This window comes from Neptunicoccus cionae (genome assembly GCF_014643735.1).
Taxonomy (GTDB): Bacteria; Pseudomonadota; Alphaproteobacteria; order Rhodobacterales; family Rhodobacteraceae; genus Amylibacter; species Amylibacter cionae.
This window is the reverse complement of sequence record NZ_BMKA01000004.1, coordinates 242,975-269,803: the sequence shown is the minus strand read 5'-3', so window position 1 is coordinate 269,803 and position 26,829 is coordinate 242,975. Positions and strand designations below refer to the sequence as shown.

Annotated in this window: 25 protein-coding genes; 12 read left to right on the top strand and 13 right to left on the bottom strand. The window is 57.0% G+C overall.

Annotated elements, in window-relative coordinates:
- Positions 1–90: 90 nt before the first annotated feature.
- From IEX10_RS15225 to IEX10_RS15215, 3 genes are read right to left on the bottom strand one after another with little or no spacing between them, the layout of a single operon-like run.
- The gene (locus IEX10_RS15225) at positions 91–720 is read right to left on the bottom strand and encodes a class I SAM-dependent methyltransferase (protein ID WP_188677155.1); all 630 of its coding nucleotides are present in this window, start codon (positions 718–720) and stop codon (positions 91–93) included.
- Positions 721–725: 5 nt separating this feature from the next.
- Positions 726–1,493 (bottom strand): CDP-alcohol phosphatidyltransferase family protein, encoded by a 768-nt coding sequence (locus IEX10_RS15220; RefSeq protein WP_188677152.1) that lies wholly within the window; start codon positions 1,491–1,493, stop codon positions 726–728.
- Positions 1,494–1,496: 3 nt separating this feature from the next.
- Positions 1,497–2,189 (bottom strand): phosphatidylserine decarboxylase, encoded by a 693-nt coding sequence (locus IEX10_RS15215; RefSeq protein WP_188677151.1) that lies wholly within the window; start codon positions 2,187–2,189, stop codon positions 1,497–1,499.
- A 245-nt stretch (positions 2,190–2,434) separates the two neighbouring features.
- Between IEX10_RS15215 and hutI the strand changes: the two genes are divergently transcribed.
- From hutI to hutU, 3 genes are read left to right on the top strand one after another with little or no spacing between them, the layout of a single operon-like run.
- Positions 2,435–3,646, top strand: a complete 1,212-nt coding sequence (hutI, locus tag IEX10_RS15210) for an imidazolonepropionase (protein ID WP_188677149.1) — start codon at positions 2,435–2,437, stop codon at positions 3,644–3,646.
- The gene (gene hutH, locus IEX10_RS15205) at positions 3,643–5,181 is read left to right on the top strand and encodes a histidine ammonia-lyase (protein ID WP_188677146.1); all 1,539 of its coding nucleotides are present in this window, start codon (positions 3,643–3,645) and stop codon (positions 5,179–5,181) included. The genes hutI and hutH overlap by 4 nt, the downstream gene beginning before the upstream one ends.
- 38 nt (positions 5,182–5,219) lie before the next feature.
- Positions 5,220–6,887 carry a urocanate hydratase gene (gene hutU, locus IEX10_RS15200; protein WP_188677143.1) on the top strand — a complete coding sequence of 556 codons (1,668 nt, stop codon included), beginning with the start codon at positions 5,220–5,222 and terminating at the stop codon, positions 6,885–6,887.
- A 101-nt stretch (positions 6,888–6,988) separates the two neighbouring features.
- Here the strand turns inward: hutU and IEX10_RS15195 are convergent, their stop codons facing one another.
- The 5 genes from IEX10_RS15195 to IEX10_RS15175 form a co-directional block, all read right to left on the bottom strand.
- Entirely contained in the window at positions 6,989–8,278 is a 1,290-nt protein-coding gene (locus IEX10_RS15195; protein WP_188677140.1) for a hydroxymethylglutaryl-CoA reductase, degradative, read from the bottom strand.
- A gap of 23 nt (positions 8,279–8,301) precedes the next feature.
- Entirely contained in the window at positions 8,302–8,898 is a 597-nt protein-coding gene (locus IEX10_RS15190; protein ID WP_188677137.1) for a pyridoxamine 5'-phosphate oxidase family protein, read from the bottom strand.
- Positions 8,899–8,976: 78 nt separating this feature from the next.
- Entirely contained in the window at positions 8,977–9,786 is an 810-nt protein-coding gene (locus IEX10_RS15185) for a carbohydrate ABC transporter permease (protein ID WP_188677135.1), read from the bottom strand.
- Positions 9,783–10,649, bottom strand: a complete 867-nt coding sequence (locus IEX10_RS15180; protein ID WP_188677133.1) for a carbohydrate ABC transporter permease — start codon at positions 10,647–10,649, stop codon at positions 9,783–9,785. Before IEX10_RS15180 ends, IEX10_RS15185 begins: the two co-directional genes overlap by 4 nt.
- Before the next feature lies 1 nt (position 10,650).
- Positions 10,651–11,442, bottom strand: a complete 792-nt coding sequence (locus IEX10_RS15175) for a DeoR/GlpR family DNA-binding transcription regulator (protein ID WP_188677131.1) — start codon at positions 11,440–11,442, stop codon at positions 10,651–10,653.
- Positions 11,443–11,759: 317 nt separating this feature from the next.
- Here IEX10_RS15175 and glpD point away from each other — a divergent pair, with 317 nt between their 5' ends.
- The 9 genes from glpD (at position 11,760) to IEX10_RS15130 (ending at position 22,155) form a co-directional block, all read left to right on the top strand.
- Positions 11,760–13,355, top strand: coding sequence for a glycerol-3-phosphate dehydrogenase (glpD, locus tag IEX10_RS15170; RefSeq protein WP_188677129.1), 1,596 nt, complete (start codon positions 11,760–11,762; stop codon positions 13,353–13,355).
- 1 nt (position 13,356) lies between these two features.
- The gene (locus IEX10_RS15165) at positions 13,357–14,478 is read left to right on the top strand and encodes an ABC transporter ATP-binding protein (protein ID WP_188677127.1); all 1,122 of its coding nucleotides are present in this window, start codon (positions 13,357–13,359) and stop codon (positions 14,476–14,478) included.
- On the top strand, positions 14,471–15,553 hold the full coding sequence (locus IEX10_RS15160; RefSeq protein ID WP_188677124.1) for an ABC transporter ATP-binding protein: 1,083 nt from the start codon (positions 14,471–14,473) through the stop codon (positions 15,551–15,553). The genes IEX10_RS15165 and IEX10_RS15160 overlap by 8 nt, the downstream gene beginning before the upstream one ends.
- Complete coding sequence (locus IEX10_RS15155; RefSeq protein WP_188677122.1) at positions 15,553–16,425, top strand: carbohydrate ABC transporter permease; 873 nt, start codon at positions 15,553–15,555, stop codon at positions 16,423–16,425. The genes IEX10_RS15160 and IEX10_RS15155 overlap by 1 nt, the downstream gene beginning before the upstream one ends.
- Entirely contained in the window at positions 16,425–17,258 is an 834-nt protein-coding gene (locus IEX10_RS15150; RefSeq protein WP_188677119.1) for a carbohydrate ABC transporter permease, read from the top strand. The genes IEX10_RS15155 and IEX10_RS15150 overlap by 1 nt, the downstream gene beginning before the upstream one ends.
- 21 nt (positions 17,259–17,279) lie before the next feature.
- On the top strand, positions 17,280–17,552 hold the full coding sequence (locus IEX10_RS15145; RefSeq protein ID WP_069300620.1) for a DUF2160 domain-containing protein: 273 nt from the start codon (positions 17,280–17,282) through the stop codon (positions 17,550–17,552).
- A 66-nt stretch (positions 17,553–17,618) separates the two neighbouring features.
- Positions 17,619–19,340, top strand: coding sequence for an ABC transporter substrate-binding protein (locus tag IEX10_RS15140; protein WP_188677116.1), 1,722 nt, complete (start codon positions 17,619–17,621; stop codon positions 19,338–19,340).
- A gap of 160 nt (positions 19,341–19,500) precedes the next feature.
- Positions 19,501–20,988, top strand: a complete 1,488-nt coding sequence (gene glpK / locus IEX10_RS15135) for a glycerol kinase GlpK (protein WP_188677113.1) — start codon at positions 19,501–19,503, stop codon at positions 20,986–20,988.
- 12 nt (positions 20,989–21,000) lie between these two features.
- Positions 21,001–22,155, top strand: coding sequence for an iron-containing alcohol dehydrogenase (locus tag IEX10_RS15130; protein WP_188677110.1), 1,155 nt, complete (start codon positions 21,001–21,003; stop codon positions 22,153–22,155).
- Between the two features lie 9 nt (positions 22,156–22,164).
- Here IEX10_RS15130 and scpB read toward each other — a convergent pair whose 3' ends face one another.
- The 5 genes from scpB to IEX10_RS15105 form a co-directional block, all read right to left on the bottom strand.
- Positions 22,165–22,731: an SMC-Scp complex subunit ScpB gene (gene scpB, locus IEX10_RS15125; RefSeq protein ID WP_188677108.1), complete on the bottom strand. Its 567-nt coding sequence runs from the start codon at positions 22,729–22,731 to the stop codon at positions 22,165–22,167.
- Positions 22,731–23,663: a DUF1403 family protein gene (locus IEX10_RS15120; protein ID WP_188677105.1), complete on the bottom strand. Its 933-nt coding sequence runs from the start codon at positions 23,661–23,663 to the stop codon at positions 22,731–22,733. Before IEX10_RS15120 ends, scpB begins: the two co-directional genes overlap by 1 nt.
- Before the next feature lie 74 nt (positions 23,664–23,737).
- The gene (gene doeA / locus IEX10_RS15115) at positions 23,738–24,919 is read right to left on the bottom strand and encodes an ectoine hydrolase DoeA (RefSeq protein WP_188677102.1); all 1,182 of its coding nucleotides are present in this window, start codon (positions 24,917–24,919) and stop codon (positions 23,738–23,740) included.
- 163 nt (positions 24,920–25,082) lie between these two features.
- Complete coding sequence (locus IEX10_RS15110) at positions 25,083–25,523, bottom strand: universal stress protein (RefSeq protein ID WP_188677099.1); 441 nt, start codon at positions 25,521–25,523, stop codon at positions 25,083–25,085.
- A 17-nt stretch (positions 25,524–25,540) separates the two neighbouring features.
- Positions 25,541–26,827, bottom strand: coding sequence for a TRAP transporter large permease (locus tag IEX10_RS15105; protein ID WP_188677096.1), 1,287 nt, complete (start codon positions 26,825–26,827; stop codon positions 25,541–25,543).
- Positions 26,828–26,829 lie beyond the last annotated feature (2 nt).

Here is a 26,829-nt window from a genome sequence, read left to right as displayed (position 1 = left end):
AAGGGGCTTATACCCCTCAACATCCAGCAAGCTAAAGGGGCTGCGCCCCCGTGTCGCGTCTGTTCGCGGTGCGATCAGAAAGGGGGCGGTTTAATTGGTTTGAATTTTTTCCAACACCAGAAATGTCATCATGTTCACAGGCGGCAAGGGACGCTTTTCCACAAGCTTTAGGTTCGGTTGCTGAAGCACTGTGTCCATCGCGAAATCGGAATGCCAGCCGAGCAGATTGGCAAAAGGTGCAGACATTTTTTCAACCACCGCCATTGCGCCGTCTTCTTTGGCAAAGTGGTTGGTGATCACAATCTTTCCCCCCGGTTTGCAAACGCGGGCCATTTCTGCCATCACCCTTTCCGGCTCCGGCACCACAGACACGATGTGCATCGCAGCGACCGCATCAAAACAGTTGTCAGGGAAATCCAGCTCTCTCGCATCCATCTGGCGCAGTGCTTTTACGTGTTTCAGCCCCTGTTTTTCCACCTTGGAACGGGCCTTGTCGAGCATATCCGTGCTGAAATCCACGCCCGTCACATTCAGCTCTTCATGGTAGTGCGGCAGGGCAAGTCCGGTGCCCACGCCCACCTCTAGCACACCGTGGCAGTTTTTCTGGCGGTTGATGAACCCCACCGCAGCGCGTCTTCCGCTGCCAGTGATTATGCCGAACGTCTTGTCATAAACAGGAGCCCATCGCGCATACGAGGATTTGACTGCCTCAAGTTCCATCAAAACTACCCTTCTGTGTTTTTCTTCGCTCTTCGATCCAGTTGAAATGCCCGCACCAGTCCCAGCAGATAGATCACGCAGAACAGAACGAGTGTTGCCCAAAGATATGTGAACAACGCCGCCGCCATCAGCACTGCCACCAGCATCAGGTATTTTGCGTAAGTGCGGGCGATAGAGACGTTCTTGAATGAATATGTAGGCAGGCGGCTGATCATCAGCAAGCCGATCGCTCCGATATAAATAGCAATCGCAACAGGTGGGATTATCCCGATGTCAGGGAACAGGAAGGCCACAAACATCGGCAACATAACCAGCACCGCCCCTGCCGGAGAAGGCACGCCGATGAAGTGATCGGTTCCGCTGCTTGGGTCTGGGGACAGTTTTTCCAAACGGCTCGAGACATTGAACCGCGCCAAGCGCAGCACACAGCAGATCGTGTAACAAAGCACCGCAATCCAGCCCAATCCGGTGGTATCCGTCAGCGCCCAGTGGTGCAGGATCAACACCGGAGCCACGCCGAAATTCAGAAAATCCGCAAGCGAGTCCAGCTCCGCACCAACCGCACTGTCGCTGTTCATCATCCGCGCGAGCCGCCCGTCAATTCCATCCAGAACACAGGCCAGCAGGATAAGACGCACCGAGGTTTCAAAATCTCCCTGATACCCGAAACGGATCGCGGTCAACCCTGCACAGATTGCCCCGATGGTGATCACATTGGGCAAAAGCTGGAGTATGCTGATTTCCGCTTTAGTATCACTTGGGGGGGTGGACATGGCTTAATCCGTCCGCCCTGTCCGGCGCGGCTCGTCGCTGGTCAGATCAGCGAGAACCGTTTCCCCCGCGACCATATTCTGCCCCAGACACACCAGAGGCGCGACATCGTCAGGCAGATAGACATCCAGACGCGAGCCGAACCGGATCAGACCGAACCTTGCGCCAGTGCGGATGCCATCACCAACTTTTGAAAAACAAACGATACGGCGCGCCACCAGTCCGGCGATCTGCACGACGGCAATCTGGCGTCCGTCTTCCATTTCAATGCACAGGCTGTTGCGCTCGTTATCCGAACTCGCCTTATCCAGAGAGGCGTTAAAGAATTTACCCGGACGATAGGCAATGGCCGTAATCTTACCCCCGATTGGCGCGCGGTTCACGTGGCAGTTGAAGACGCTCATAAACACACTTACGCGGGTCAGGGGCGTATCCGCCATGCCAAGTTCCGCTGGCGGCACCGCTTTTTCGATCAGGGACACGACCCCGTCCGCCGGGCTGACGATCAGACCGTCCCGCTCCGGTGTGACCCGCTTGGGATCGCGGAAAAAGTAATAGCACCAGACTGTCAGGCCGACCCCAATCCAGCCGAGCACGTCAGCGATGAGGAACAGGACCAAAGTTACCGCTGCAAAGATAGCCACAAACTTGCGGCCTTCGGGGTGCATCGGTTTAATGAATGTATCGCGCATTTTCACGGAGAAGTTGCCTTTCGTGCCGAGTTGTCCGCTTTCTATCCCGAACACCAAGCACACTACAACGCGAAATATAACTGCTGCCATCTATCGGCAAGTTCAGGCGCTGTGAGCGATTAGCTGGCGGGCTAGAATGCACGGTATATGGCGTGCGTGTGTTCGCCTACATCAGGTTATACTCACTTTATGTATAGACATAATGCGATTGAGATTATACTTATTAACAAACTCGAAGGAGACTCACAGCCATGCCGAAACAGAACCGCCTGCTTACCGATTTGAATGCAGCAACTATGACGCAAACTGACGCGTCTTATGGAATGATCGAAGATGCGGCCATTGCGCTCGAGGGCGGACAGATCGTCTGGATCGGCTCTGACGCGAGTATTCCTGCGCAATATCAATCGTTTGAAAAGACATCTCTGGACGGAAAGCTGGTCACACCCGGCCTGATCGACTGTCACACCCATATCGTTCACGGCGGAGACCGCGCTGTCGAATTTGAGATGCGCCTGAACGGAGCATCTTACGAAGAGGTCGCCCGCGCCGGTGGTGGAATCGTCTCAACCGTGACAGCCACCCGCAACGCAAGCGAAGCCGAACTTACAGACGAAGCCTTGCGCCGCGTTGATGTATTGATCAGCGAAGGTGTCACCACGCTGGAAATCAAATCCGGCTATGGTCTGGATATTGAAACCGAACTGCGCATGTTGCGGGTTGCCCGTTCCATCGCGAACCACCGCCCCGTTCAGGTCGTAACCAGCTTCCTTGGGGCCCACGCAACACCCGCTGAATACAAAGACCGCGACGACGTCTATATAGACGAGGTATGCATCCCTGCCCTGCGCGCCGCCCACGCCGAAGGGCTGGTGGATGCGGTTGACGGGTTCTGCGAAGGTATTGCCTTCCAGCCGGATCAGATCGCCCGCGTCTTTGAAGTGGCTAAGGAACTGGGTCTTCCGGTCAAGCTGCACGCGGAACAACTGTCCAATCTCGGGGGCGCAAAACTTGCCGCCCGCTACGGCGCTTTGTCGGCGGATCATATCGAGTATCTGGATGAGGACGGTGTAAAAGCACTCTCAGATGCTGGAACCGTTGCCGTGATCCTGCCCGGAGCGTTCTATACGCTGCGCGAAACACAGGCGCCGCCGATTGATCTGCTGCGCAAACACGGCGTCCCGATGGCCTTGGCCACAGACATCAATCCGGGGTCTTCGCCGTTAAACTCCCTTCTGCTGACCCTGAACATGGGCTGCACCCTGTTCCGCATGACCCCCGAAGAAGCCCTGCGCGGTGTCACCGTGCAGGCGGCCCGTGCACTTGGCCTGACGGATCAGGGCACGCTTGCAGCGGGTCAAAAGGCCGATCTTGCGGTTTGGGATGTAAAGCACCCTGCCGAACTGGCCTATCGCATCGGATTTAATCCCCTCCACACCCGTATTTTCGGAGACCTTACATGACCACGCTTACCCTCACCCCCGGTTCTGTAACGCTGGACGATCTGGCCATGATCTACCGCGAGGGCACCAGTGTTAAACTGGACACCGCCTGCCACCCCGATATCATCGAAGCACATAAACGGATCGAGTCCGCCGCCAATGGGGATGCCGCCGTTTACGGGGTGAACACCGGCTTTGGCAAACTCGCCAGTGTTAAGATCAAATCCAAAGACACAGCAACTTTGCAACGCAACCTGATCCTGTCCCACTGCTGCGGCGTCGGGGAACCGATCGCGACCGGACACGCCCGCCTGATGATGGCGCTAAAGCTGCTGAGCCTCGGGCGCGGGGCCTCCGGTGTGCGGCTTGAGATCGTGCAACTGATCGAAGCCATGCTGGAAAACGGCGTGACGCCGCTGATCCCTGTGCAAGGGTCTGTCGGGGCCTCTGGCGACCTTGCGCCACTGGCCCATATGGCCGCTGTGATGATGGGACACGCCGAGGCGGAATTTGAAGGGGAAACCCTTTCCGGTGGCGAAGCCTTGAAACGCGCAGGCCTGACCCCTGTAGTGCTTGGCGCAAAAGAGGGTCTGGCGCTAATCAACGGCACGCAATTCAGCACGGCCTTTGCGCTTGCCGGATTGTTTGATGCGTGGCAATCGATGAGCTCTGCTTTGGTGACCTCTGCTTTGTCCACGGATGCCATCATGGGCTCCACCGCGCCGCTGCAACCGGAAATCCACGCCCTGCGCGGCCATGCCGGACAGATCGAAGCCGCCGCCACAATGCGCGACCTTCTGGAAGGCTCCGTCATTCGGGAAAGCCACCGCGAGGGTGACACCCGTGTGCAAGACCCCTATTGCATCCGCTGCCAGCCCCAAGTCACCGGGGCCGCGATGGACATGCTGCGCATGGCCGCCCGCACGCTAGAGATCGAGGCCAACGCCGCCACTGACAATCCGCTGGTGCTGGTGGGGGCCGATCTGATCGTATCGGGCGGGAATTTCCACGCCGAACCCGTGGGCTTTGCGGCGGATATGATCGCACTTGCCGTTGCCGAAATCGGCGCAATCGCACAGCGCCGCATCGCGCTGATCGTTGATCCGGTGCTGAGCCACGATCTGCCGCCATTTCTGACACCTAATCCGGGCCTGAACTCCGGCCTGATGATCGCCGAGGTCACAACCGCAGCCCTGATGTCTGAAAACAAACATCTGGCGAACCCTTGTGTCACGGACAGCACCCCCACCAGCGCCAATCAGGAAGACCACGTCAGCATGGCCGCCCACGGCGCTGTGCGTCTGGGACGCATGGTCGCCAATCTGGAGCGCATCCTTGGCGTCGAATTGCTATGTGCCGCACAAGGGATTGAATTCCGCGCGCCCCTGACCACCAGCGCCCCGCTGGAGCGTGTTGTGAAAGAACTGCGCAAGACTGTCGCCACGATCGAGGACGACCGCTATCTCGCCCCTGATCTGGAACAAGCGTCAACGCTGATCCGCACCGGCGCAATCCTGAAGGCCGCCGCCGTCACATCCCCCGCTCTCAGAGCCTGATCCATCCTATTACCGAGATTCATTTCGAAAGGTACCCCATGACCAATCCCCGTAAAAATGCCCGCGATGTCTTTCCCGCTACCGGCACTGAAATCACCGCCAAAAGCTGGCTGACCGAAGCACCCATGCGGATGTTAATGAACAACTTGCACCCCGATGTGGCTGAAAACCCGCACGAGCTGGTGGTCTACGGCGGCATTGGTCGTGCGGCACGTACTTGGGCGGATTTTGACAAGATCGTCGAAAGCCTGAAGGCGCTTGAGGAAGACCAGACCCTAATGGTGCAATCGGGCAAACCTGTTGGTGTGTTCCAAACCCACAAAGACGCGCCCCGCGTTTTGATCGCCAACTCCAACCTCGTGCCCCATTGGGCCAATTGGGACCATTTCAACGAGCTGGATAAAAAAGGTCTGGCAATGTACGGGCAGATGACTGCCGGATCGTGGATTTACATCGGCTCGCAAGGGATTGTGCAGGGCACCTATGAAACCTTCGTCGAGGCAGGTCGCCAGCATTTTGACGGCGATCTGAAAGGCAAATGGATCTTGACGGGCGGTCTTGGTGGCATGGGCGGTGCGCAACCTCTGGCGGCTGTGATGGCGGGGGCCTGCTGTCTGGCGGTGGAGTGTAATCCGGAATCCATCGACTTCCGCCTGCGCACCAAATACGTGGACGAAAAGGCCGAGACGCTGGACGAAGCGCTTGAGATGATCGAACGCTGGACCGCCGCAGGGGAGGCAAAATCCGTTGGCCTGCTGGGCAACGCCGCTGATATTTTCCCCGAATTGGTGAAGCGGGGCGTGCGCCCTGATATCGTAACAGACCAGACCTCGGCCCATGATCCGGTGAACGGCTACCTGCCGCAGGGCTGGACGATGGGACAGTGGCGCGAAAAGCGCGAGAGCGATCCAAAAACCGTAGAAAAAGCAGCACGGGCCAGCATGAAGGTGCAGGTCAAAGCGATGTGTGATTTCCACGCAATGGGCATTCCGACCGTGGATTACGGCAACAACATTCGTCAGATGGCGCTGGAAGAAGGGCTGGACAACGCGTTTGACTTCCCCGGTTTTGTGCCCGCCTATATTCGCCCGCTGTTCTGCCGCGGTGTCGGTCCGTTCCGCTGGGCCGCGCTGTCGGGTGATCCTGAAGACATTTACAAAACAGACGCCAAAGTGAAAGAGATCCTGTCCGAGGACGCCCATCTGCACAACTGGCTTGATATGGCCCGCGAGCGTATTTCATTCCAAGGGCTGCCCGCACGGATTTGCTGGGTGGGTCTGGGTGTCCGCCACAAACTGGGGCTGGCCTTCAACGAAATGGTGCGCAACGGCGAGTTGAAAGCCCCGATTGTGATCGGACGCGACCATCTGGACAGCGGCTCTGTGGCATCGCCCAACCGCGAAACCGAGGCGATGATGGACGGCTCTGACGCTGTATCGGACTGGCCCCTGCTGAACGCGCTTTTGAACACCGCATCTGGTGCGACTTGGGTGTCGCTGCATCACGGTGGCGGCGTTGGCATGGGCTTTTCCCAGCATTCGGGCATGGTAATTTGCTGTGACGGGTCAGAAGACGCCGACCGCCGCATTGCTCGGGTGCTTTGGAACGATCCGGCAACGGGCGTTATGCGCCACGCGGATGCGGGGTATGAAGAGGCCAAAGACTGTGCGCGGGAAAACGGCCTGAACCTGCCGGGAATTTTGTAATTTCCGCGGTCCGCACCAGCGGTTAGATCAATACACCGGCGCGCTCGACCAATGGGTTGGGCGCGTCGTTTTTATAGGGCAGCGATGCTTCGGCAGTGTGGTTAATCGTCGGTCAGCAGCTTCTGTGCGTTCGCGGCACTGACATCCCCGGACGCGACCAATGCGCGGGCGATCCGGTCTACGTCCGCACCCGTTGCACCGGCAAGGATCGCGATATTGCGGGCATGAAGCGCCATGTGACCCTTTTGGATGCCCTCGGTCGAAAGTGCGCGCAATGCCGCCATATTTTGTGCCAAACCGACAGCCGCCGTTACCTCGGCCAGTTCGACCGCAGATGTCACGTCCATCAGACGCAAGGCAGCCTGCGCAGAAGGATGGGTTTTCGTCGCCCCGCCCACCAGACCAAGCGCGAGGGGCAGTTCAATACTCCCCGCCAGCCCGCCATCCGCCGTCAGTTCCCACCGCGTCAGCGATGTGTAACGCCCGTCCCGCGCCGCATAGGCATGGGCGCCAGCCTCAATCGCGCGCCAGTCGTTGCCGGTGGCCAGAACGACCGGATCAATCCCGTTCATGATCCCCTTGTTGTGGGTCGCCGCGCGGTAGGGATCGATGATCGCCAGCGTGCAGGCCTCAACCATGCCTCTGGCCACATCCGCCCCGTTCAGATCCTTGGTATCCAGCGCCTCTGGGGGCAGTTCCACACGAGCGCGCACGATCCGTTTGTCCGCAAGATTGGACAGGATGCGCAGCCGCACCGTGCCACCTGTGATCTGTTCCACTTCGGGGGCAAGCGCCTCCGCCATCGTGTTGACAGTATTCGCACCCATTGCATCGCGCACATCAACGATCAAATGGGCCACCACCATCGGCCCAACAGGTGTGTCGTCGAAAACGTGAACCTCGATATCCTGACAGCCACCGCCAAGTTCGACCAACAGTGTGTCTTTCTTATTGGCCGCTGCAATCAGGCTGTCACGATTGGACAGGATACGCTGGCGGGCGGCATGGGGATCACCAAGCCCGAGCACTTGTACCTGTGCCCGCATCAAAGGCGCGGTTGCATTGGTTTTGAAACCGCCAAACCCCCGCGCAATTTTTGCCATGTAGGACGCGGCGGCCACCACCGATGGTTCCTCAACCGCCATCGGGACAAGGTATTCCTTACCGTTCACCACAAAATTCGTCGCAACGCCGAGCGGCAGTTCGAATTTGCCGACCACGTTTTCGATCATGCCATCGGCGCGGGCCATATCGAGAACATCCCGTCCGGCCAGAATATTCAGATCTTCGGGCGACAATCCGGCAGCCTGCCCGACAGCTTCAAGCCGTTGAGCAGGATCAAGCCCGCGCATGTTTTCAATCCGCGAGCAGATGTGGTTGTCTTGTGTCATTATAAACCTGTCCGGCCAAAGCCCTAGTAGAGTGTCTTTTGATAATTCGCTTGCATTGTCGCATCATCCACTACCTCAGCCTCTCCTGCGGCGTGATCGCGGATCATATCGCTGAGCGTGGCTACGGGCCGTTCGTCGGGCCAGTTCTCTGGTTTCCACAGTCCTGCGCGGATCGGTGCCTTGCCACAGTGCGTCAGTACTTTTTCCGCTGTTACCCGTGTGACCGTTTTAGGACTGCGCCCGTTGACCTGAAATTGCGCGCAAATCGCCGGATCGTCCAGAATTTCTGCGCGCCCGTTCACGCGCAGAGTTTCCCCTACCGTGGGAATTAGAAAGATCAGCGCCACTTGCGGGTTGGCCAGTATATTCATCAAACCGTCGATCCGGTTGTTGCCCGGACGATCCGGTATCAGCAACGTGGTATCGCTTTCTACCGTGACAAAACCCGCCGGATCACCCTTTGGCGACACGTCGAGAGTTTGCCCATTGCTTGTGGCCATAACCAGAAACGTAGAGTTTTCAATAAAGGCGCGGCAATGATGATCCAGCGTCGTGATCACTTTTGCCGCTGCCGCTGGAGAAGGGGCACCGTAAAGGCTGCGCAGTTGTTCGGGTGTCATAAAAATCAGGCTCCTGCATAAAGCAAATTTTGTTAAATCCGTATCCTGCACAAGTTCTGCATGCTCCAGCCCCCCGCGTCAAACCTGACCGATCCGGAAACCGCGTGACAGGTGGTTTCGCATTGCAAAAAGCAAAACCGCGCCGGGCGCCATTGACGCCAGTGTCACGGCCATGACCAGCCCGATATCGGTTTGGAACCCGAACAAGGAACTGATCGCCATGCTGATCGGCTTGCCGTTGGTGGTGGTCAGGATGCGGGCAAAAACCACCTCTACCCAAGAGAACATAAAGCAAAAGAAAGCCGCCACAGCGACGCCCGCCCTGATCTGGGGGATCAGGATCGACCAGATAAAACGGGGCCGCGAATAGCCATCAATAAAGGCGGTTTCGTCCATCTCCTTGGGGATTGCGGAAATGAAACCCTGCAAAATCCAGATGGAAATCGGCAAGTTGAACAGGCAATGGGCCAACGCGATGCCAAACACGGAATTGACAATCCCAAGGGCCGAGAACAGCTGGAACACTGGCAGCGTCAGCACGACAGGCGGGGTAATGCGAAAGGCGATGAAGGCCAGAAACAGGGATTTATCCCCCAGAAACGACATGCGTGAAAATGCATAAGCCGCAGGCAGCGCGACGGGAATGGTGATGCAGATGTTAATCAGCACGTAAGCAATGGAATTTGCGAAAGCGGCGCGCAGGTTGGGCTCAGTCAGGATGGTGGTGAAGTTGCGGATCGTGAATTGGCCGACCTCTAGTCCCTCATGGGGCAGCGTTGCAATAAAGCTGAGCAGGGTCATTTGCACAAGTGGCAAGCAGACGAAAACCATAAAAATCAGCAAGCCCGCGATCTTTATCGCGCCGAGGTGTCGATAGATCAGGATCATGACGCGGCCTTATCCTCCAGCTTGCCCTGCGCCTTGGTAAACAGCCACGCCACAGTCACGATGATTAGGAAATAGAGAACCGAGCGCGCCGCAGAGGGACCGTAATTAAACGCTTTTATTTCCTCCCCAAGATCAACCGCCAGAAACAGTGTCGCCTGTGCCGGACCGCCTGCGTTTATCGGGAACGCTTCGGTGTAGATCATAAAGGAATCCATAAAGCGCAGCAAAACGGCCATCAGCAGGACATTCTGCAAGCGTGGAAACTGGATAAACCGGAACACGTCCCAAGGACGCGCGCCGTCAATTGCAGCAGCCTGATAATAAGCGGCGGGAATGGTTGTCAGCGCCGAATAGCACAAGATCACCACAAGGCTAGTCCAGTGCCAGACATCCATCGCAACAATCACCACCCAAGTGTGAAGCACGGAATCCTTCCAATTCGCAGGCCATCCGAGAACCGCACCCAAACGCCCCAAAATTCCAGTGTCCGGATTGAGCAGGCTGAGCCACAGCGCGGGGATCATATTCCACGGTACCAGCAGTGGCAGTGCCACCACCACAAGCGACAAGCCGATCCAGATGCGCCCCCTCGGGATGCATAGGGCAAGCGCGATGCCGAGCGGAATTTGAATGAGTAGAACAATCATCGAAAACAGCGCACTGCGGGCAAAGCTCTGCCAGAAGCGGGCAGAGCCGATCAGTTCTGCGTACCATTCAAGCCCGACCCAAAAGCGCGAACTGAGGATGAAAATTTCAAAGAAGGAATAGTTCACAACCGTGATCAGCGGGATCAGCCCGATCAGGCCAAGCACTGCCATGGCGGGCAGCACAAAGAACCACCCGGTATTGTCTGTCGGTTTCATGCTAAGTCGCTCTGCGCCCCCGCAAACCTGCAGGTTCGGCAATCTCGACCTCAGTGCCCCAGCCGACGCAATCCTCCATAAGGGATTTGGGCAATTTGCCGTCTGTGTAGAACACATCCACGTCGCGCAGGGAACAGATGTTCAGGGGGGCTTTTCGCTGGAATTTCAGATGATCCGCCACGATCATGACCTTGCGGGACCGCTGGATCGCGGTGCTGCTGACCATGATTTCCTGACCGTCAAAATCCAGCAAATCTCCGTCCGTATCAATGGCAGAGCACCCCAGAACCGAGTAATCAAATTTGAACTGTTTCACCATCTCTACCGTTAACCCGCCCACAATACCGGAGTCCGCGCGGCGCAGGACACCACCCGCCAGGATGATCTCGCAGCTTTGGTTCGCGGCTAGAATATTCGCGATGTTCAGGTTGTTCGTCACCACCAACAGGTTTTCATGATCGAGCAGTTCCCGCGCCACCGCTTCCGTGCTGGTGCCGATGTTCATAAAAACAGATGCCCCATTGGGAATAGCCGCCGCACAGCGCTGGCCGATGGCCTTTTTGCCAGCCTCGTTCAAACGGCGGCGTTCTTCGTAAATGATATTCACCACCCCAGAAGGCATCACAGCCCCGCCGTGAACCCGCTCCAACCGCCCGCTTTCGGACAGTTCCGCGAGATCGCGCCGGATGGTTTGCACCGTAACATCGTAGCGTTCCGCCAGCCCGTCGACAGTGACTTTGCCTTGTTCCCGCGCAATTTCGAGAATTTCCTGCTGCCTGAAATTTGACACCATAATGATGTGTCCCTCTTCCCGTTTTCAACACCTGCCTTGGGTTGTCCTCCACCCTGCATCAATCAACGAGCGCCGACGAAGGTCAAGAGCGCGATTCGAGAAAGTTTGTGAAGCGCGGCGAAATATCGGTTAAAACGAAAAAATAAACAGAGCAAAATCAATGTTTAATCTGAAAAAGAAAATAAACGAACATTCGTTATTGCAACAAATCTGGAAATGCTGTTGGTATATTCCAAGTCACAAGCCGGAGGGTGGAGCCAAATTCGGTGATCGTTGTGATGGTGGAGGTATAAGTGAGTCAGCACGGAAATCAGGATATGATTGACCTGTTCGTCATTGGCGGCGGCATTAACGGATGCGGCATCGCCCGTGATGCGGCGGGACGTGGCTTGCGGGTTGAACTGGCCGAGATGAACGATCTGGCGTCTGCTACCTCTTCAGCATCAACTAAACTGTTCCACGGCGGATTGCGCTATCTGGAATACTGGGAAGTGCGTCTGGTGCGCGAAGCCCTGATTGAACGGGAAACCCTGCTCAAGGCGATGCCTCATATTTCCTGGCCGATGCGATTTGTGCTGCCCTATCACAAAGACATGCGCTTTGAGGGCGATACCCCCACGTCCAAACTGCTGGGATTTGTGATGCCGTGGATGAAGGGCCGCCGCCCTGCATGGTTGGTACGGCTGGGCCTGTTTCTTTACGATAATTTGGGTGGCCGCGAGATACTGGAAGGCACCAAGTCTGTCAGTCTGGACAACTCAGTCGACGGCGCGCCGCTGCAAGACCGCTTTCACAAAGCCTATGAATATTCGGATTGCTGGATTGAAGACAGCCGCCTTGTTGTGCTGAATGCACGGGATGCCGAAGCCCGCGGTGCGAAAATCAACGTGCGCACCAAGGTTGTGTCTGCCGAACAAGTGGACGGCCATTGGTCGATCACGCTGGAAGATACCGATACGGGCGACCAGCGCACCGTTACCGCGAAGATGCTGGTTAATGCGGGCGGGCCTTGGGTGGAAAACGTGATCCGCAACACCGCGCGGATCAACACAACCGAAGGCGTGCGTCTGGTGCGAGGCAGCCACATTGTGACCCGCAAGCTGTACGACCACGACAAATGCTATTTCTTTCAAGGCGAAGATGGACGCATCATCTTTACAATCCCCTACGAGACAGATTTCACCCTAATCGGCACCACCGACGCGGATCATGACGACGTGTCCCAAAAGCCGGAATGCACCCCCGAAGAACGGGATTATCTGCTTGAGTTCGCGTCAAACTATCTCAAGTCAACTGTCACCAAAGAGGACATCGTCTGGACCTATTCCGGCGTGCGCCCGCTTTATAATGACGGGGCAAGTTCGGCCACGGCGGCGACACGGGATTATGTGCTGAAGGTGGACACCTCTGCGGGTGCGCCGATGTTGAACGTGTTTGGCGGGAAGATCACTACCTACCGCCGTTTGGCCGAAACCGCGCTGGAAAAGATTGCGCCGCATTTTGACGGGTTGCCGGACCGCTGGACCGCTGGCGTACCTTTGCCGGGTGGTGATTTTCCGGTGCGCGGGGTTGAGGAGCTGAAAAGCAAGCTTTCTGCGCAATACGATTTTCTGTCCCCACGTTGGTGTGCCCGTCTGATCAAGGCCTATGGCACCGACGCTTTTGAAATTCTCGGCGATGCAAAATCTGCCGCTGATCTGGGGCAGGATTTCGGCAGTGACCTTTATCAACGTGAAGTGCTCTGGCTGATGGATAAGGAATACGCGCGCACGGCGCAGGATATCGTCTGGCGGCGCTCCAAATTGGGGCTGCGCATGACGCCACAGGAAATTGACGCGCTGGATAAATGGATGGCTGATAATTCTGCCACGAATTCCGGTCAGGCGCCCGCAAAACGCGCACAAGGAGAATAGCATGGCACTTGTACTTGAGGGTGTATCCAAGGTCGTGAACGGCCAGACCCATATCCACCCCACGGATCTTGAGCTGCGCTCGGGAACCATGAACGTGCTGCTTGGCCCGACTTTGGCGGGTAAAACATCCCTGATGCGCTTAATGGCGGGGCTTGATGTGCCCAACACCGGCAAGGTGTTCTGGGACGGCAAGGATGTCACCGGCATGCGGGTGCAGGATCGTGGTGTTGCGATGGTGTACCAACAGTTTATCAACTACCCTTCGATGACTGTTTATGAAAACATCGCCAGCCCGATGCGCCTTCTTGGCAAGACTGCGGCGGAAATTGACGCGGCTGTGAAGAAAGCCGCAGATCTGATGAAACTGTCGGAAATGCTGGACCGCAAGCCGCTGGAACTGTCCGGCGGGCAACAGCAACGGTGTGCGCTGGCTCGTGCGCTGGTCAAGGATGCGGGTCTGGTGCTGCTCGATGAACCGCTGGCCAATCTGGACTATAAACTGCGTGAAGAACTGCGCGCAGAGATCCCGAAGATTTTTGAGGAAGCCGGGTCGATCTTTGTTTACGCCACAACAGAACCTGAGGAAGCCCTGCTGCTTGGCGGGAACACGGCGACCATGTGGGAAGGCCGGATCACACAATTCGACAAGACCCCGATCGTCTACCGCCAGCCGGTAGATGCGACCACAGCGCGGGTGTTTTCCGATCCGCCGATGAACTTTCTCAACATTCGTAAATCCGGCGATACTTTGCACTTCGGCGACGGGCAAAGCGCCGGTTCCGCCGGATTTGCGGCTCTGCCTGACGGTGAATACGTGGCCGGTTTCCGGCCCAACCATCTGGAACTGGAAAACCGTGGCAATGCCACGCTGGAATTTACCGGAACCTTGCAGGTCAAAGAGATCACCGGATCAGAGACTTTCGTCCATCTGGATCATCACGGTGAAAATTGGGTGGGTCTGATCCACGGGGTGAAAGACCTTGAAATCGGGGTAGCGCTGAAAGTCTTTCTTGATCCCCGCCACGTTTACATCTTTGCGCAGGACGGCACATCTGTTGCCCCTGCTGCCTACGCTACAGAGACACAAACCGCGACAGCGACAGAGGGCTTGACCCATGGCTAAAATCACCCTCGACAATCTGGCTCATTCCTATCTGCCAAACCCGAAAGGGGAACAGGATTACGCCCTGAAAGAGCTGAACCACGATTGGGTGGACGGCGAAGCCTATGCGCTGCTCGGCTCCTCGGGGTGCGGGAAATCCACGTTGCTCAACATCATTTCCGGCCTGTTGCATCCCAGTCAGGGACGTATCCTGTTTGACGACAAGGACGTGACCCACGCGCCCACGACGGAGCGCAACATCGCGCAGGTTTTCCAGTTTCCGGTGGTCTATGACACGATGACTGTGCGGGACAATCTGGCCTTTCCGCTGCGCAATCGCGGGGCGGATGCGGCCTATGTGCGGGACCGTGTGCAACAGATCGCACAGATGATCGGCATGGAAGAAATGCTGAACCGCAAGGCCCGTGGACTGACCGCGGATGCCAAGCAGAAGATCTCGCTCGGGCGGGGGATGGTGCGTGAAGATGTGAACGCGCTGCTGTTTGACGAGCCACTGACGGTGATCGACCCACATATGAAATGGGAACTGCGCACGCAGTTGAAATCCCTTCACCACGAATTTGGCCACACCATGATTTACGTGACCCACGACCAGACAGAGGCGCTGACCTTTGCGGATAAGGTTGTGGTGATGTATGATGGTCGCGTGGTGCAAATGGGCACGCCGCAAGAGCTGTTCGAACGTCCTGAACATACCTTCGTGGGCTATTTCATCGGCTCCCCCGGTATGAACGTGCTGGATGCGACAGTGTCTGGCGACAAGGCGGTTCTGAACGGTACAGAAATTGCGCTTGGCCAAGGGTTCGGTGCGGTTTCTGGCAAGGTTGAACTGGGCGTCCGTCCGGAATTCACTACGCTGACCAGCGGAGACACCGGACTGCCCGTGACCGTTAAAAGGGTCGAGGACGTTGGCCGCCACAAGATCGTGCGCGCAGACTTCAACGGCACCGAGATCAACGTGATTGCCGAAGAAGGCAGCTCTATTTCACCGGATGCCAACCGGATCGTGTTCGATCCGGCGGGGATCAACATCTACGCGGACAGCTGGCGCGTTGCACCTGCGGGGGAGAAATAATGAACAAGACTGTCAACCAAAAGGCATGGTTCCTGATCCTGCCCGTTCTGGTGCTTGTCGCCTTTTCGGCTGTGATCCCGCTGATGACGGTGGTGAACTATTCTGTGCAGGACACTTTCGGTAACAACCAGTTCTTCTGGGCCGGTATCGACTGGTTCCGCGAAATGATGGCGTCCGAACGGATGTGGGATGCGCTGGGGCGGCAGATCGCTTTTTCCGCGATCATCCTCGCCATTGAAATTCCGCTCGGCATCTTTGTAGCACTGAATATGCCCAAGAAAGGGTTCTGGGCGTCCTTCTGTCTGGTACTGATGTCCCTGCCCCTGTTGATCCCGTGGAATGTGGTTGGCACGATCTGGCAGATTTTCGGTCGGGTCGATATTGGCCTGCTGGGTTACACGCTGGATGCAATGGGGATTGATTATAATTACACCCAGAACTTCTATGCCGCGTGGATTACGGTCATTGTTATGGATGTGTGGCACTGGACCTCGCTTGTCGCACTTCTGGCCTATGCCGGTCTGCAATCCATTCCGGATGCTTATTATCAGGCGGCCAAGATCGACCAAGCCAGCCGCTGGGCCGTGTTCCGTTTCATCGAGCTGCCAAAGATCACCGGCGTTCTGATGATCGCGATCCTGCTGCGGTTTATGGACAGTTTCATGATCTACACCGAACCATTCGTGGTGACGGGCGGTGGACCGGGTAACTCGACAACCTTCCTGTCGATTGATCTTGTGAAAATGGCGCTGGGGCAGTTTGACCTTGGACCGGCGGCGGCTTTCTCGATCATGTATTATCTGGTGATCCTGCTGATCTCCTATGTGTTCTACACCGTTATGACGAACCTCGATAAAAGGGATGGCCACTGATGTCTGTTTCTGCACAAAAACGCGGTGGCTTCCGCATCAAGGGCAACGCCATTGTCATGGGGCTCTATCTGTTATTCCTGCTGCTGCCGATCTATTGGCTGCTGACGATGAGCCTGAAGACCAACACGGAAATCCTGAACACATTTACTCTGTGGCCCCGTGATCTGACCTTTGACAACTATCTAACCATCCTGACGGATGCGTCTTGGTACACCGGCTATCTCAATTCGATGGCTTATGTAGTGATCAACATGGTGATCAGCCTCGCGGTGGCGCTGCCAGCGGCCTATGCTTTCAGCCGCTATACATTTATGGGCGACAAACACCTGTTCTTCTGGCTGCTGACCAACCGGATGGCACCGCCTGCGGTTTTCGCGCTGCCGTTCTTTCAGCTGTATTCCTCGGTCGGGTTGTTTGACACCCATATCGCAGTTGCGCTGGCCCATTGTCTGTTCAACGTGCCGCTGGCTGTTTGGATTTTGGAAGGCTTCATGCGTGGCGTGCCAAAAGAAATCGACGAGACCGCCTACATCGACGGCTATTCGTTCCCGCGCTTCTTTATCCGCATCTTCACCCCTCTGGTTGCCTCTGGCATCGGTGTTACCGCTTTCTTCCTGTTCATGTTCAGCTGGGTCGAATTGCTGCTCAGCCGGACACTGACCAGTGTGGACGCCAAACCTATCGCAGCCACCATGACCCGCACCGTCGGGGCTGCCGGTATTGACTGGGGCGTGCTGGCTGCTGCCGGTGTGCTGACCATCGTTCCCGGCGCATTGGTGATTTACTTTGTCCGCAACTACATCGCCAAGGGTTTTGCCCTGGGTCGCGTGTAAACAAACCGAAGGAGAGACCTTATGGAATGGATGGCATGGACCTGGCCCACTGCAATTTTCTTCGCAGTCATCGCCGCGACCCTGATCGTGTTCACGATCCTTGCGATTAAATTCCCCGAGACACCTCGGGTTGGCATTTTGCGGATTGAAACCACACGGGGGGATCGTCTGTTCATCACCCTGTTGGGGTCTGCCTTTATCAATCTGGCATGGCTCGCAACGACCGACGTGTCGCAATGGGGCGCGTTGATTGTCTGTTTTTTCTACGCCGTAGCGGTGTTTCGCTGGGTGTAATCAAAGTGGCCCACCGGCACGCAAGACCGGAAAGCCTTAATTGTTCAAACCTTGGGAGGAACAAAAATGAACTTGCGACTTAAAGGAACATCCGCGTTAAGCGTGGTGGCCTGTATGCTGAGCACGCCTGTGTTCGCAGATATGGACGCCGCCAAAGCGTTTCTGGATTCCGAAATCAAAGACATGTCCGTCCTGTCCCGCGCAGAACAAGAAGCAGAGCTTCAGTTCTTTGTGGATGCAGCCAAACCGTTTGAGGGCATGTCCATCAATGTGGTTTCCGAGACCATCGGCACCCACGAATACGAAGCCAACACTTTGGCACCTGCTTTTGAAGCGATCACCGGTATCAAGGTCACACACGACCTGATTGGTGAAGGTGACGTGGTTGAAAAGCTGCAAACACAAATGCAGTCCGGCGAAAACATCTATGACGCCTATATCAACGACTCCGATCTGATCGGCACCCACTGGCGTTACCAGCAAGCCCGCAACCTATCCGACTGGATGGAAGGCGAAGGCGCTTCTGTGACAAATCCGGGTCTGGATCTGGAAGATTTCATCGGTCTGTCCTTCACGACAGGACCGGATGGCAAGGTTTACCAGCTGCCGGATCAGCAGTTCGCCAACCTTTACTGGTTCCGGTATGACTGGTTCAACGACGACAAGAACAAAGCTGATTTCAAAGAGAAATACGGCTATGATCTGGGCGTGCCTGTAAACTGGTCTGCCTATGAGGACATCGCTGAATTCTTCACCGGCCGTGATCTGTCCCACATGGGCGTTGACGGCGACATCTATGGCAACATGGATTACGGTAAGAAAGACCCGTCCCTTGGCTGGCGCTACACCGATGCGTGGCTGTCCATGGCTGGTGCAGGCGATGTGGGTGAGCCGAACGGCCTGCCTGTGGACGAATGGGGTATCCGTGTGAATGAGAACTCCCAGCCTGTTGGTTCCTGTGTCGCCCGTGGCGGTGCCACAAACGGACCAGCAGCGGTTTATGCTGTGACCAAGGCAATCGAATGGCTGGAAAAATACTCTCCACCAGCGGCTGCCGGTATGACATTCTCCGAAGCAGGCCCAATTCCTGCGCAGGGTAATGTTGCACAGCAAATGTTCTGGTACACAGCCTTTACAGCGGCATCAGTAGAACCTGATCTGCCTGTAATGAACGAGGACGGTACACCGAAATGGCGGATGGCACCTTCGCCACACGGCGCTTACTGGTCTGAAGGCACCAAAATCGGCTACCAAGACGCCGGTTCCTGGACACTGATGAAATCCACACCTGTGGATCGCGCACAAGCAGCGTGGCTCTATGCCCAGTTTGTGACATCCAAAACTGTAGACGTGAAGAAATCCCACGTTGGTCTGACATTCATCCGTGAATCCACGATCCAGCACGACAGCTTCACCGAACGGGCGCCAAAACTTGGCGGTCTGGTAGAATTCTACCGCTCCCCTGCCCGCGTTCAGTGGTCCCCAACCGGTACAAACGTGCCTGACTACCCGAAACTGGCCCAGCTGTGGTGGCAGAACATCGGTGACGCAATGTCCGGTGCGAAAACCCCACAAGAAGCGCTCGACGCTTTGTGTGCCGATCAGGAAAAAGTTCTGATCCGTCTGGAGCGTGCAGGTGTTCAAGGCGACATCGGCCCGAAGATGAACGAGGAAATGGACCCAGAGCACTGGCTGTCCCAACCTGGTTCGCCTAAGGCCAAACTGGCCAATGAAGACGAAGAGCCAAAAACGGTTTCTTACGACGAGCTGATCAAATCCTGGCAGTAAGCCGGTGATCAAGGGGCGGTTCGCCGCCCCTGCGATCCGCAACACCGGACTGGCCCCGAATGCGCGGGCCAGTCCACCCCGCGCAGGCTTGCGGCCAAAGGCTTGACAGACGCCCGCGCACCGACATTCTATCGACATCTCAAAAACAGGTGGACATCCCATGACCCATATCCTCGCCATTGATCAGGGCACGACTTCGACGCGGGCCATTCTGTTTGACAAAAACATGAAACCTGTTGCCAGTGCGCAGGAAGAGTTCCGCCAGATTTTCCCCAACTCCGGTTGGGTCGAACATGATCCAGCGGACCTATGGGCGACGACAGCAGGCACCTGTCGCGCGGCGATTGAGCGGGCGGGATTATCCTCGCGCGAGGTGACGGCCATTGGCATCACCAACCAGCGCGAAACCACCATCGTCTGGAACGCCAAAACCGGCGCCCCGGTTTACAACGCCATCGTCTGGCAGGACCGCCGCACCGCTGAATATTGCCGCAGTTTGCGCGACAGCGGGCAAGGCGACATGATCGCAGACCGCACAGGATTGCTGGTTGATCCATATTTCTCCGGCACAAAACTGCGCTGGATCCTAGAAAACGTAGAGGGCGCACGCGAAGCAGCAGAAAACGGCGAACTGCTGTTTGGCACGGTCGATTGTTATCTGATCTGGAAGCTGACGGGCGGCAAGGTCCATGCCACGGACGCCACCAATGCAGCGCGCACCATGCTTTATGATATCCGCAAGGGCCGTTGGAGCAGTACAATTTGCGAACTGCTTGATATTCCGATGGAAATGCTGCCCGAAGTCAAGGATTGCGCAGCCGATTTTGGCAGTGCTCGGGCCGATCTGTTCGGCCATGAAATCCCGATTTGCGGCGTCGCGGGGGACCAACAGGCGGCCACGGTCGGGCAGGCCTGTTTCAAACCCGGGATGCTGAAATCCACCTATGGCACCGGATGTTTTGCCCTGCTTAATACGGGTGAGACCCCTGTTGTGTCAAAAAACCGGCTGCTGACGACGATTGCCTATCAACTCGACGGCAAACCAACCTATGCGCTGGAAGGGTCGATCTTTGTTGCGGGGGCCGTGGTGCAATGGCTGCGGGACGGTTTGCAGATTATCAAGGATGCAGCCGCGACCCAAGCGCTGGCGATGGAGGCGGATGACAATCAGGACGTGATCCTTGTCCCCGCATTTGTCGGCCTTGGCGCACCCTATTGGAACCCCGATTGCCGTGGTGCGGTGTTCGGGCTGACGCGGGGATCCGGTCCAGCGGAAATGGCACGGGCCGCGCTGCAAAGTGTCGGCTTCCAGACCCGCGATCTGCTTGATGCGATGTCGGCGGACTGGCAGGTCGACGGCGTGCAACCGACTCTGCGTGTGGACGGGGGCATGTCCGCGAACGACTTTGCCATGCAGTTCCTTTCTGACATTATCGCAGCGCCTGTGGACCGTCCGAAAGTACTGGAAACAACCGCACTGGGCGCGGCGTGGCTGGCGGGGATGCACGTGGGCCTTTACCCCGATCAGGAAACGTTTGCCAAAGGTTGGGCGCTCGACAAACAGTTCACGCCCGATATGAAAGAAGACCAGCGCAAAGCCAAATACGCCGGTTGGAAGAAAGCAATCGACGCCACGATGAGCGTTTGAGGTTCTGCGAAAATGACATTCACGAATTTCGCCTTTAGCGCCCCGAACTCGATCCACTTCGGGCGCGGCACATGTGATCTTGCGGCCAATCTGGCGGCAGGGTTCGGACGCTCTGTGCTGCTGGTTCACGGGGCGAACCCAAAGCGGGCCGACTGGCTGTTAACGCAATGCGCTGATGCAGGACTGAAGGTTGAAACCATCGGCTGCGCCGGGGAACCTGACCTGCCCCTGCTGGAAACCGCGCTGCCACGGTTCAAGGAAACACCGCCAGATCTGATCATCGCCCTTGGCGGCGGATCGGTGATGGATTTCGCCAAAGCCCTTGCCGCGCTGATCCCTTGTGAGGGCCCGCCCCGCGCCTACCTTGAAGGTGTTGGCGACGGGCGAACGCTCGACACCGCGCCGCTGCCGGTAATCGCGCTGCCCACAACGGCCGGGACGGGATCGGAAGTAACGCGCAACGCGGTGATCACCGTTCCCGATCGCGGCATCAAAGTCAGCCTGCGGGACCCCCGCATGATACCTCGTGTTGCCATTGTCGATGCAAGCCTGATGGAAAGCGCACCCCGCACCGTCAAATTATCCGCAGCACTGGACGCGGTGACGCAGGCTATCGAACCCTATCTTTCAACCAAGGCGAACCCGATGACGGACGCCCTGTGTCTGGCGGCGATTCCTGTCGGCCTATCCGCGCTGAAACCGCTGATTGAGGAAAATTCAGCGGAGGCGATGGACGAAATGGCCTGGGTCAGCACCTGCGGCGGGTTGGCGCTGGCGAATGGCGGACTGGGCGCAGTACACGGGTTCGCCGGAGTGATCGGCGGCATGACCAATGCGCCCCACGGCGAAATCTGCGGCACGTTGCTGCCAGCGGTCCTTGCCTCTCATCGCGCCCGCGCAGATGCAGACAGCGAGATCGCAAGGCGCACCGGTTGGGTGGTCTCTATAATTAGTGATATTTTCGGCAGCGCCGAACAGACAGACGGGCTGCAAGCCTTGCAAGATTGGTCCCGCGCACAAGGATTGCGCGGTCTTTCTGCGATTGGCCTGTCATCTGAAAGCTACGGGCAAACCGCAGAACTTTCGGCGCAGGCCTCTTCGATGAAAGCAAATCCATTCCTGCTGTCGATTGAAGAACTGACCGATATTCTGACCAAAGCGGCCTGATCGACGGTATCAGGCCTGCGGGAAATCCATTTCCGGCAGGTCGCGCAGGCTGTCGAGATCAAAGGTCCGCAGAAACTCCGATGTTGTCACAAAAGTATGGGGCGCACCGGCACGGGGGCTGCGGGGTCCGTTGGCAATAAGTTTGCGGTATTGCAGGCGGGACAGCAGATCGCGGTTCACGTCCTTGCCAAACACATCCTTCAAATCCGCGCGGCTGACAGGTTGCTGATAAGCGATGGTTGCAAGCACCAGCAGTTCGGCCTCGCTCAACCGCACCCCCTTATCGTCCCCGTGTCTGGCCTTGCGAATTGCAGGCGCGTATCTTTTGCGGGTGCGCATCATCCAGCCGCCGGAAACGGCCACCACCTCATAGGGACGGTGCGTGAGCGCGGCGTTTATGTCACCAATCAGCTTTTTCAGCGATGCGTCTTGCCCGATCACTGCCATCAATGTTTTCTTTGGGACCACAGTGTCACTTGCAAACAGAACTGCCTCCACCCGCGCCATCCACTCATGCCATCGTCTGTCGGGCGTCAATCCGGCAAGATCGCGATCAAAATCGTCTTCCTGCTCCATCACGCCAGCCCGTATAGTCGAAAGCTGCCCCGTCCGGTCAATTCTTTCGCCGCACCAAGACTGACCAAACGATCACAAAGCCGTCGGGCAGAACGATCGGTCATCGCAGTATTTGTGCCCTTGATAACGGGCGACAACATAGTGCTGGGCGAAACCGCATCTTCTTGCAGGAACAGCGCCACGGCATGGTCCGATCCCTTGGAGCGCAGTTTCGGCGCAATCTTTCGCAACACTGCCGCGCGACGACTGAGGTCATGGGCCATCCCAATTGCCGCTTTGGCAGAGCGGTTTAAAAGCAGATGAAAGTCCGGCTGTCGCAGATCGCGCAGAACCGCGCGGGTCATATAAAGCGCACAAAGCGGTAGTGGTGTCGACCAGCCAAGACCACGGGCCAGCACAGCATCCGCGCAGATCATCGCGGTTGCTTCTTCGCGCGGGTCGGCCTCTAGGATCAGACCTATAAGGCTGGCTGCTTGGGCTGCGGGGCTTCCGGTGGCTTCTGTCAGTTTCATCCAATGGGGTAGTGCCTCGGCGAAGGGGGTGGGCAGGGTCTCGCCCAATTGGTTGATCCAGTTCCTTGAGCGCAGCGGCAAGGCCGCGCTCCGCCGCCAGCGCAAATACATCTCTCCGGCGGGTCCCATCCCGTCACCGGGCCGTGTCAGATACACCGCATCGCGAATGGCCGCCGTGGTTTCGGCGCGCCCTTCAATGCGCAAAGCGGCCTCGCTCGCCAGCAAAGCCAAACGGTTGCGCAGCAACGCCACCGGAACCGCACCGCTTTGATCCGTGACCAGACCATGCAGCACACAAAGCGACGCGCCTGCCGCAAAGGCCATAGCCTCGGGTGTTTGCCCGTTCGCAGGCTCGGCCCAACGGGGTAACGGCGCGAAAGTGGTTTCTTGCGTAGGTGGGGTGATCTTTGCCTGCTTCATGCGATCAGGCTATCAGCATACGGCGGTTCAGGATATCGAAATCCATCAAACCGCCGCGCTTTTCATAGACGGTATCAGTCTTTCACAAACAGCTTTCGCGGCGTGTTGCAGAAACACTCATGGCCGGTCTCTGTGATCCTGATCGGCTCGGTTATTTCCAGACCGCCATCATCCAGCCACAGCGCTGGCATGAAATGGAACGTCATATCCGGTTCCAGCACCGTTTGGTCGCCGCGCCGGAAAGAGATCGTCCGCTCGCCCCAATCGGGTGGATAGCTGATGCCGATGGCATAACCGCAGCGGGAGTCTTTCTCAAATCCTGCCTTGTTCAGCGTAGCATTGAACGCATTTGCAATATCTTCTGCGCGATTGCCCGGTTTGGCCTGCTCCAGCCCCGCGTCGATCGCGTCGAGCACTGCGGATTCTGCATCGCGGTATTTCTGCGGCACTTCGCCGAAGAACAATGTGCGCGACTGTGGACACTGATAGCGCCGGTGCGCCCCTGCGATTTCAAAGAAAGTCGCCTCGCCTGTTTCCATCGGGCGATCGTCCCATGTTAGATGCGGTGCGGTGGCGTCCATGCCGGAAGGTGCCATGGGCACAATCGCAGGGTAATCGCCCCAGAAACCGTCCGCCCCGCGAATACCAGCGGCATAGATTTCGGCAACCAGATCGTTCTTGCGCATGCCCGGTTCGGCCACCTCAAGAATATGCTCGTGCATTACCTCAACGATCCGACCGGCGCGCTGCATATATTCGATCTCGCGTTCGGATTTCACAGCGCGTTGCCAGTTCACAAGGCCGGTCGCATCCTGAAGTGTCGCCTCGGGCAGTTCGCGAACAAGGGTCGCATGGGCAGCAGCAGCGTAATAGTAATTGTCCATCTCAACGCCAAGCCGCGCCTTTTCCAGACCCTTCTCCCTTAACAGGCCAGACAGATCCTCCATCGGGTGCTTTTCGGGGTTCTGAACATAGATATCGTCATAACCGCGGATGCAGTCGTCTTCCATGAACACGGTCCGGCGCGCGCCAAGGGCATCCATTCCGCGACCCCACCAGACAGGTTCACCCTCATGGGTCAGAATTACGGCTTGATAGGTGTAAAAGGACCATCCGTCATAACCCGACAACCAAGAGATGTTGGAAGGGTCGCTTACAATGATCGCATCCAGCCCTTTGGCCGCCATAGCCTTGCGGGTTTTGTCGATCCGACGCAGGTATTCTGCGGTGGTAAAATTTGCCTGAAAAGTCGTCATGGCACGTCTCCGGTAATGCGAATGTCAGAGTGTTTCCAGACCGGAGCGTCAGATAAATAAACAACCGGACAGGATGCAATCATTGGCATCACCTTTGGCGTTGATGTCAATGATAAGAAAGACTTTAACGCAATTAATGGGTGATTGCGGTTTAAAGCGACACTTAGATTACAAGCACCGGCATTTTCGCCAAACCGATCACCTTGTGAGAGACACTTCCAAGCAGATAACTGTCCCCTGAAGATCCAAGCCCGCGACTGCTTAACACGATCAGATCAGCTTCGTGTTTTTGGGCAAATTCGGTGATCGCCCGCGCCGGCCTGCCAGAGCGGACAAAGGCCCGCAGGTTGGTCACGCCCGCCTCTGCCATCACCGCTTTGCCGTGGTTAATAATCTCGGTTGCATGTTCCTTCATCGCATCGTCCAGATTGCCCGGATCACTGACCCGTACCATCGAAAGCGACGCCTCCAGCATAGAGTGGTGGCGATACACCGTCAGCAGCGTCACCTTTGCACCGGTCAGCAACGCCATTTCCGCCGCCTTGTGCAGCGCGCGGTTGGCCGTAACCGACCCGTCGTAAGGCGCAAGGATGTGGGTGAACATAGGCTTCCTCCTCCGGTCTATTTTGCGAATGCCAGATCACGCAGGAACAGCGCGATTTGTGGGAAAAAGATCAGGGCGACAGATACGCTCAGCAGCATCAGGATGAACGGCGGTGTGCCGCGCACGACCTCTATGTAGGGGCGTTTGAACACCGCTATGGCCGTGAAAATATCGCACCCGAACGGCGGCGTGGCCGAGCCGATCGCCACCTGCAGCGTGATCACTGTCCCCACAAGAACGGGATCTAGCCCGACAGATTTAACCACCGGCGCGAAGATCGGCACCAGAACGAGGATAACCACAATCGGGTCGACGAACATACAGCCGATGAAAAAGGCGATAGAGATCACGAACAGAACGCCGATGGACCCCATTTCATCAATGCCGATAGACCCCAGAATGGTCTGTGGAATTTGCGCGAACGAAATCACCCAAGAAAACGCAGCGCCAGCCCCCACAAGGATGAACACAACTGCCGTGATGAGTCCGGTGGATTTGGCAGTTTCATAAACGCCGTGCCAATTCAACGAGCGGAAGACGACAGTTTCAAGCAGCAAGGCATAGAGCACACAGGCGGCGGCAGCCTCCGTCGGGGAGAATATCCCACCGTAAATCCCGCCGATAATAATCGCGGGAAACCCGAGCGGCCAAAGCGCCTTTTGAACAGCCCGCGCCCGCTGGCCCCAAGTGGTTTTCTCCTCCGTTGGTACGTTATGGCGGATCGCGTAAATCACGGAATAGATTGAGAAAAGCAGCAGGATCAACAACCCCGGACCGATCCCCGCAATGAACAGTTCCGCAATCGAGGTGTTCGAAACAACGCCGTAAATGATCATCCCGATGGACGGCGGGATCAGGAAGGCAATATCCGAAGAATTCACGATCAGCGCCAGAATAAAGCTGTCCTTATACCCCGCCTTCAACATGCGCGGTCGCAACGGGGACCCAATCGCCACCACAGTGGCTTGGGTCGAACCGGACACCGCGCCAAACATGGTACAAGCCGCCGCCGTTGATACCGCAAGGCCACCCTTCATATGCCCCACAAAGGACATCACCATATCAATCAACCGGCCTGCAGACTGGCCCCGCGTCATGATGTCAGCGGCGAAAATGAACATCGGCACCGCAATCAGAGAGGCAGGGCGTATCCCCGCCATCATCTGTTGGATCATGGTTTCCATTTGGTCGAAGCCGTTAAACAGCATGAAAAACCCGACGAAAGCGCCGACGATCAAAGGGATCATCATTGGGAAGCCCAATAACAGCAGAACGATCATGATGGAAAAGATGGTTAACGCCATGG